The organism is Candidatus Eisenbacteria bacterium (genome assembly GCA_005893275.1).
Taxonomy (GTDB): domain Bacteria; phylum Eisenbacteria; class RBG-16-71-46; order SZUA-252; family SZUA-252; genus WS-7.
In genome coordinates this window covers 45,689-53,592 of sequence record VBOW01000067.1, presented here as the reverse complement: position 1 = coordinate 53,592, position 7,904 = coordinate 45,689, and the positions used below count along the sequence as shown (strand labels likewise).

The window sequence follows — 7,904 nt, the reverse complement described above, 5'->3', positions numbered from 1 at the left end:
GCGGCGGCTCTCGCGCCCGCCGTGTTGATCGGGTCCCTGGCGACCGGCGCCTGGTGGCTTCTCCTCCTGCTGGGGGGGGTGGCCGCCCTCGGCGTCTGGTCGCTCCTCGACATCCGGGCGACATTTGTCGTCACCGTCCTGCTGGCCACGTTCGTCGACTACAAGACCGGCCACCTCACTCTGGAGATGACCGTCGTCTGCACGTGGCTTGCCTGGACCGCCCTCCTCTTGATCTGGCGCAGCGCCTGGAGGGGCTGGACCCATCCTCCTTCCGGGATGGCGCTGGGGCTCGCGGTTTGGCTCGGCGCCTGCGCCCTCGGGGTCGTCGTCGGCCTGGTTCACGGAAACAATCTTCGGTATCTGGGCCTCGAGCTCGCAGCCGCGCTCTGGCCGGCGTTGGGGCTCGGGATGATCCAGGTCTACGGCCGGAAGAGCGCCGCCTACGCGGGGCTCGCCCTGGTGGCGATCGGCCTGATCCACACTGCGTTCGGCCTGACCATGCTGCAGATCTACCGCCAGCGGCTGGGGGGCATCTACTTCACGACCGTGACGGGGATCGTCGCCGTCGGGCTCTGGACGGCGGCTCTCCTTGCCCCGAGAAGAAAGATTCGCGTGCTGTGCCTTCTCGGCATGGTCCCCATGCTCGCGCACCTTCTCTTCTCCTTCACCCGCGGGTACTGGTTCGGATTCATCGCCGGGCTCCTCGCATCCACGATCCTGTGCTGGCGCAACCTGGGGCGCTTCGAGCCCAAGACCCGTTCACGCCGCCTCCTGGCGCTCCCAGCTCTCCTGGCGGTCTTTGTGGTGACCCTGGGGCTCTCGGTTCTCTATTTCGGCAAAGGGGATCTACTATCCTCGGTGGGTAGGAGATTCGGCGCCTCCTTCTCGACCGAGATGAGCGGCGCGACCGCCTCCAACGTGTTCCGCCTGGTCGAGTACGGGCGCGCCGTCGACGTCGCGCTTGAGTCTCCGGTCATCGGGAAGGGATTCGGCTACGCCATCCTCAATCGGGACTCCCTCGTGGGCAGGACCCAGGAGCAGTGGTTCATTCACAACTACTACCTTCTCATCTGGCTCAAGCTCGGCATCCCAGGTCTGGCCGCCTTCGGATTCCTGCTCTGGACTCTGGTCCGAGCGGCGAAGCGGGTCGCCGAGGAGGATTCCTCGTGGCTCGTTCGGACCTGGGCGATCGCCGCGATCGCGGCGACGGTTCAGGTGCTGGTGATCCTGGTCACGAACTATTCCCTGGCCGATGTGACCACCGCGTTCGTGTTCGCGTACGTGTGGGGTGTTTTCTGGGCGATTCGCGCGGACTCGCGTGCGCCCGCGCGTGGGGCCGCGTGATAGACTCCGGGGCTCGCTTCGTGGGGCGCCGGGAGCGAGCGTGACCGGAGGCTCCACGTGGACGCGACGACCGATAGGGAGATGACGAGTCCATCCCTGTACGCCGATAAGCCCGCCGGGTACTTCGATCTCGTTCGCGAGGACGTCCTGGCGCTCATACCCCGAGGGACCCGGAGGCTTCTCGACGTCGGTTGTGGCACGGGCGCCACGGCCCGAGCCGCCAAAGATCGCCTGGAGATTGCCGAGGCGTGGGGAATCGAGGGGACGGAGCGGGCCTCGCAGGTCGCGGGCCCCCGGCTCGACCGGGTTCTCAGCGGAGACGTCGAGACCTGCACGGTTCCGGCGCCCGACGGCTACTTCGATTGCATCCTCTGCGCCGACATCCTCGAGCACACGCGCGATCCGTGGGCGGTCCTTCGTGAGCTTCGCCGGCTCCTCGACCCGAAGGGCGTCCTCGTTGTGAGTCTGCCCAACCTCCGACACCTGAGGCCGCTCTGGTCCCTCGTCGCCGACCGATTCGAGTATGAGGAGTCGGGAATCCTCGACCGGTCCCACCTGCGCTTCTTCACCCTGCATACAATGCGCGAGATGCTGGCCGAGACCGGCTACGAGATCCTCCGGCGTTCCGAGAATCGGAGTCGAAACCGGCTCTACGACGCGCTCGTGGTGTGCTCGCTCGGCTTGCTGAAGCCGTTCACGGTGTATCAGTACCTGTTCGTCGCGCGTCCGGTGAGGAGCTCCCCCGGGCCGGGAGGGCGTCGTTGAGAATCGGCGTGGACGCGCGGAAGCTGCGCGACGGAGGAATCGGGACCTACATCCGCAACCTTCTCACCGTCTTCTTCGAGCGGAAGGATGGGCACCGGTTCGTCGTCTTTCTGCTCGAGCAGGATCTCGGGGCGATCGCCTCCGCGGGCTCGCCGGCGGAGGAGGTCAAGGTCAGCGCGGGGAAGTACTCCGTATCCGAACACTGGCTTCTCGCGCGCGCCGCCCGCCGGGCCCGCGTCGATCTCTACCACTCGCCCCATTACACCCTCCCCCTGCCGATCCATTGCCCGGCCATCGTGACCGTGCACGATCTGATCCACGTCCGGTTCGCGAGGTTCTTCCCGGCAGGCGCCGGCATCTACGCGCGCACGATCGCGGGCGCCGCCGTGCGGAAGGCGCGCATCGTCCTCGTGGACTCGACCCACGTGAAGAACGACGTGATGGAGATCCTGGGCGTGCCGAGGGACAGGGTGCGCATCGTGCCGCTCGGGATCTCGAAGGAGTTCACCCGGAGATCGACGGAGGATGCGGATCGCTTCTTGCGCGAGCGAGCGCTCCCCTCGGCGTATTTTCTGTATGTCGGCGCCCGGAAGAAGCACAAGAATCTCGCGCTCCTGATCGACGCGCTCGAGCGTCTGCCGCGCTCCGAGAGGCTTCCGCTCGTGCTCTCCGGCCCGCCGTGGCGGCTCGGCCATCCGCTCGCTCAGCGCGCCGTGCGCGCCGGGGTATCCACGTGCATCCATTTCTCGGGCCCGCTGAACAACGACGACGATCTCGCGCTTCTCTATTCCGGAGCCGCGCTGTACGTGCAGCCCTCGCTGGATGAGGGATTCGGGCTCCCTCCCCTCGAGGCGATGGCGTGCGGAACGCCCGTGCTCTCCTCTTCGGCGGGCGCGCTCAAAGAAACGCTCGGCGACGCCGCCGCGCTCCTCCCGCCGAGCGAGCCCGAGGTCTGGGCCGAGGCGATGACCGATCTGCTCCAGAACAGCGCGCGGCGCGAGAACCTCGTCCGGCGCGGGATCGCGCGGGCCCGGGCGTTCTCGTGGGAGCGCACCGCGGAGCTTACGATGGAGGCATATCGCGAGGCCATGAACGGTGGTTGACGCCCTGAGCAAAGCGTCCGCCCTCTCCTTTCTCCTCCTTGCCGTCGCGCTCCCCTGGTCCGTGGCCCCGATGTCCGTCGCGCTCGTCCTCTGCGTCGCGCTCACGGTTCTTCTCTGGCTTCTTCCGCACGGGCCTCCGTGGATTCGCACCCCGGTCGATCTTCCGGCGATCGCCTGGATCGCCGCCCTGGCGCTCGTCTCCCTCTTCGCGCTCGACCCCGGCGCGAGTTGGCCCCGGGTTCTCAAGGGATTCCTGCTCCTGCTCGTCCCCGTCGCCGCCCATCACGCGCGGGACGAGAAGCTCGCGCGGCGCGCGATTGCGGTGCTCCTCGCCTCGGCCGGCCTGGCCGCGGTCTACGCGCTCGCGCGATTCGTCGCGCAGGGCCCCGAGTTTCCGAATCGCGTCAAGGGGGCGGTCGGGCATCCGCTCACCTTCGGCGGGCAGGCGCTCCTCCTCTCCTCCCTCGCCGGCGCGATCGCGATCCGTTGCGAGGGACGCTGGCGGGCGGGCGCGCTCCTTGCTCTCGGGGTGCTTCTCCCCGCGCTCGCGGGGACCTATACGAGGAGCGCCTGGATCGGCACGATCGCGGCGCTCGCGGTCATCGTGGCCTGCACGCGCGCTCGATGGCTTCCCGCCCTCGGCGCCGCCGTCCTGATGCTCGCGGCGTTACTGCCCGGCGCCTACCACGCGCGCGCGTTCAGCATCTTCGACCGGCAAAGCCCCTGGAACACGGAGCGGATCCACATGTGGAAAGCCGGCGTTCGGATGCTGCGCGACCATCCTTGGACCGGCGTCGGATTACAGGACCTTCACTCGATCTATGAAAAGTACAAATCGCCGGCAGCGGTCGAGCCCGCGGGACATCTGCATAACACGTATCTCCAAGTCGCGGCCTCCATGGGGATCGTCGGGCTGGCCGCCCTTGGGTTCGTTTTGACCGGGCTCATGCGGGCGGCCTCGGAGGGCTTCCTATCCTCGCGCAAGGCCGGAGAGTCGGGGGAGGGCCTCGGCCCGGCGATTTCGCTCGGCGTCTCGGCCGCCCTCGCGGGGTTTTTGGTCTCGGGTCTCATGGAGTGGAATTTCGGGGACGAGGAGCTGCTCGATCTGCTCTACGTCCTCGTGGGGATCGCTTTCGCGGCGGCGTCGTGGGCGGGCGCCCGCCGCGCGGTCGCGAGCAAGTTCAAGTAGGGATACCACGCCTGCGGGGGCGGCTCGCCGCCGAGCAGGACCCGTATCGCCCCTCGCGCCGCGCGGTGGGCCAGGCGTTTCCACCCCGGGGTGCCCTCCGGGGGTTGGAGGAGCGGCCGCGCCACATCGAGCGGGGGATAGACCAGCGCGTCTGGGACGAACCGGACGCTCAAGCCGTGCCTTTCGAATGTACGCCGGATCGCCCCGAACGTCCGGTAGGTAACGTCCCAGCTCCCGTCGCGTGAAATCGCGTACCGGTGGCGCGGGCCGTGCAAACCCACGTACCGGGCGGCGAGCCAGCGGGGCATCCACGGCACGAACGCGAGCCCGGTGTGATCGTCGCGGGTTTGAAGCCGGTTCGGCACCTGAATGAAAAGCCCGCCGGAGCAGACGCGGCGGAGCTCCGGGATCACGAGATCGAGCACCGGGTCGCTCAGGTGCTCCAGCACGACGAACAGCGTGACGAGATCGAACGACCGGTCCGCGAAAGGGAGCGGCCCGCCTCGGTGCAGCACGAAGCGCTCCCCGGAGACGCCGTTCTCGGCGGCCAGGATCCGCGCGAGCGCGAGGTGTTCCTCGTGGAGGTCGAGCCCGGTGACCTCGAAGCCCAGGGTGTTCATCAGCACCGTCAGCTCCCCCGACCCGCACCCGAAGTCGAGCACGCGCGGTTTCCCCGCGACGCCGCACTCCACCGCCAGGTACGGCAGGAGGGCGGCGAGCCAACGCCCGTAGCCCGAGTCGACCTGCTCGGTCTTGGCCAGCAGGTCGCGCGAGATCGGCTCGTAGATGTACGTGCCGCGCAGCGGCTCGAGCCGCGCGCGGGCCGCCTCGAGGAAGCGCTCCGCCTTGAGCGGCATGGCGTCAGCGGCTCCCGCCGGAGCGTTGCACGGCGCGGGCGAGGGCGCGCTCGAACTGCCGCGTCGCGAGCGCGAGGTCGAAGGCGCGGGCCCGGGATCGCCCCCCCTCGCCCAAGCGCTCCCGTCGCGCCCGGTCCTCGAGCAGCGCGAGCACGGCGCGAGCCATTCCGTCCGCGTCGCGGGGCTCGACGAGGACGCCGCTCACGCCGTCCACGCAGAAATCGGGCACCGCCCCGACGCGCGTCGCCACCACGGGGCAGCCTCCCGTCATCGCCTCGAGCGGCGGGAGCCCGTAGCCTTCGTACCGGCTCGGAAAGAGAAAGACCGAGGCCTCGGCGTAGAGCCTGCGAAGGGCATCGTCGTCCGGATTCTCAACGTACTCCACGAACGCCGGCACGTCCGGGGTGCGCTCCCGGCCGAAGCAGCGGAGCGCGAGGCCGGGACACCTACGGTGCACCTGCTCGAATGCGGCGAATCCATCGGCCGCGCCCTTGCGCTCCCCGGGCGCGTGCGGCATGAGCACCCCGGACCGGGTCGGCGGCGGCTCCGGGCGGGCGGACCAGAACTCCACGTCCACTCCGTTCGGGACCACGGCGTCCACCTCGACGCCGACCGTTTCACGCAGGAGGCGCGCCGTGTACTCCGACCCCGCGATGCGGAAGAGCGGAAGGCGGTACGTGCCGTCCACGTCGCGCGGCAGGCCGCTGTCGATCTCCCGGTGCTGGACGAGGTAGCACTTCGCGCCCTTCGCGGGGGAGAGCCGGAAGACCGAATACGCCGTCGGCCAGGCCGTGGCGACCACGGCGTCGGCGTCGGGCAGGAACCGATCGGCGATCCTGGGCACCATCACGATGCCTCCCCGCATCGGCTGCCGCGGTGGGCGGGGCCCGTAGAGCAGGTTGTTCTTCATGCCCCCGAGCCAGGAGCGCACGCCCGAGAACCGCCTCGCCGAATCTCGGAACCGGTACGGAAGCATCGGGAACACGACCGAGGTGGAGTGACCGAACGCCTTCAAGCGGGTTGCGTACTCGAACACCACCCGGGCGCCGCCGGTGAAGGAGGCGGCCGGCAGCACGAAGGTCACCCTCACGCCGCGTTCGCTTTCCGGAGGGAAGGCCAGAGGGACCGCACCTCCCGCAGATCGAGATAGCGCGACCCCAGCAGCACGGCGATCACGACCGTCGCGGCGAGCGCGCCGAGGAGCATCGCGGCGAGCCAGGCCGAGAGCCCGGCGGCGGCGGGGAGCGCCTTGTCCGCCATCGCCGCGGCGGCCCAACCGAGGGTCGCGGCGAGGGCCGGCACGACGTGCGGCTCGACCAGCACCTCGCGGCGGTGCCAGTGGAGCAGGCCGCTCAGGCGCCACAGGAAAAACGCGGCCCCCGCCGTATTGGAAACCACCCAGGCGAGGAGCGCGCCGCGGAGCCCTAGCGCCGGCACGAGCCAGAGGCTGAGCGCGAGATGCGTGGCCGCGACCACCCCGGCGAACCACGCTTCGATATCGGGGCGCCCCACACCACGCACCAGGCTCGTTCCCATGCCGGTGGCGAGCGCGACCGCGAATCCGATCGCGAGGGCCCGAAGCACCCCGGCGGAAACCTCGTGGCCCGCCCCGAGCCAGGCTACGAAGAGTCGATCCGCGGTGCCGAGGAGGATCGCAAGGGCGATCGCCCCCGCCCCGAGCACGTAACGTCCCCCCCTGCGGTACAGCTCTCGCAGGCGCGCACGGTCGTCCTCGGTGTGAAACGCGGCCGCGGCGGGGAGGACGGCGAGCAGCAGCAATTGCGGGAAGGTGCTCGCCGAAATCGCGACACGGGCCCCCAGCTCGTACGGGGTGACGGCCGCCAGGGCGATGAAGCCCGCGAGCAGGAGCTTGTCGAGCTGGAGATGGAACGCCGAGAAAATACCGGCCAGCTGCATCGTCCCGCCGAACGACAAGGCCTCGCGGAGGCGCGGCATGGAGCGGCGCGGTGAGCTCCAGTGAAACTCGGGCACCTTCTTCGCGAGCACGGCCGCGGCCAGGCCGATGCCCAGGGACAACGCCAGGCACAAGCTCGCCACAAGCCCGCGGAGCCCCCAGCCATGGGAGAGCACGACGAGGAGGCCGGCGCCTTGGAAGAGGCTGATCGTCACGGCGACGGAGTTCGCGAGATCAAACCGGCCGTACGCCTGCGCGACCGCCATAAAGACGTTCGAGATTCCGGCCAGGGCGAACGCCGCGCCCCCGGCGACCAACGCGAACCGGGCGGCCGCGGCCTGAGACGCAGGAACGCGGAGCACGCGAAGCGCGAAGTCGTGGAGCCCGGCCAGGAGCGCGAGCCACAGAACGCCGAGCGCGAGGAAGCCGACGACGCCGAGGGTCGCGAACGCGCCGGCCTCCTCGTGGGATCCGCGCGCGCGGGCGGCCGCCACATGCCGGAGGGTGCTCTGCACGAGCCCCAGGTCGAGCGCCGAGAGGTATCCCGTGAGCGCGAGGAAGAGCGACCAAATCGCGAAGCCCTCGACGCCCAGCGATTGAAGGATTCGGGGCGTGAAGACCAACCAGAGGAGGACCCCGAGGATCCGCCCGGAAGCGGCGTGCAGGGTGTTCGCCGCGAGGCGGCGACCCACTCCCGCCGGGTCCGACGCCCGGCCAGACCCGGCCCGCAT

The 7,904-nt window shown here is 69.7% G+C and carries 7 protein-coding genes; 4 read left to right on the top strand and 3 right to left on the bottom strand.

Features of this window, described 5'->3' with window-relative positions; translation table 11 throughout:
• The 4 genes from E6K76_11065 to E6K76_11050 form a co-directional block, all read left to right on the top strand.
• The coding region (locus E6K76_11065) for an O-antigen ligase family protein (protein ID TMQ57276.1) at window positions 1–1,344 on the top strand (1,344 nt) is incomplete at its 5' end.
• A 57-nt stretch (window positions 1,345–1,401) separates the two neighbouring features.
• Window positions 1,402–2,109 carry a class I SAM-dependent methyltransferase gene (locus E6K76_11060; protein ID TMQ57275.1) on the top strand — a complete coding sequence of 236 codons (708 nt, stop codon included), beginning with the start codon at window positions 1,402–1,404 and terminating at the stop codon, window positions 2,107–2,109.
• Window positions 2,013–3,212 carry a glycosyltransferase family 4 protein gene (locus E6K76_11055; GenBank protein ID TMQ57274.1) on the top strand — a complete coding sequence of 400 codons (1,200 nt, stop codon included), beginning with the start codon at window positions 2,013–2,015 and terminating at the stop codon, window positions 3,210–3,212. Before E6K76_11060 ends, E6K76_11055 begins: the two co-directional genes overlap by 97 nt.
• Window positions 3,205–4,401, top strand: a complete 1,197-nt coding sequence (locus E6K76_11050; protein TMQ57273.1) for a hypothetical protein — start codon at window positions 3,205–3,207, stop codon at window positions 4,399–4,401. Before E6K76_11055 ends, E6K76_11050 begins: the two co-directional genes overlap by 8 nt.
• Here the strand turns inward: E6K76_11050 and E6K76_11045 are convergent.
• The 3 genes from E6K76_11045 to E6K76_11035 are packed head-to-tail and all read right to left on the bottom strand — an operon-like array spanning window position 4,323 to window position 7,904.
• Window positions 4,323–5,258 carry a class I SAM-dependent methyltransferase gene (locus tag E6K76_11045; protein TMQ57272.1) on the bottom strand — a complete coding sequence of 312 codons (936 nt, stop codon included), beginning with the start codon at window positions 5,256–5,258 and terminating at the stop codon, window positions 4,323–4,325. The two genes, E6K76_11050 and E6K76_11045, sit on opposite strands and share 79 nt — an antisense overlap.
• Before the next feature lie 4 nt (window positions 5,259–5,262).
• Window positions 5,263–6,348, bottom strand: a complete 1,086-nt coding sequence (locus E6K76_11040; protein TMQ57271.1) for a glycosyltransferase family 4 protein — start codon at window positions 6,346–6,348, stop codon at window positions 5,263–5,265.
• Window positions 6,345–7,904 (bottom strand): hypothetical protein, encoded by a 1,560-nt coding sequence (locus E6K76_11035; GenBank protein TMQ57270.1) that lies wholly within the window; start codon window positions 7,902–7,904, stop codon window positions 6,345–6,347. The genes E6K76_11040 and E6K76_11035 overlap by 4 nt, the downstream gene beginning before the upstream one ends.

Excerpts from the sequence above, each read along its gene's own strand:
- E6K76_11045 (TMQ57272.1), bottom strand. The coding sequence starts at position 5,258 with ATGCCGCTCAAGGCGGAGCGCTTCCTCGAGGCGGCCCGCGCGCGGCTC.
- E6K76_11035 (TMQ57270.1), bottom strand. The coding sequence starts at position 7,904 with ATGCGGGCCGGGTCTGGCCGGGCGTCGGACCCGGCGGGAGTGGGTCGC.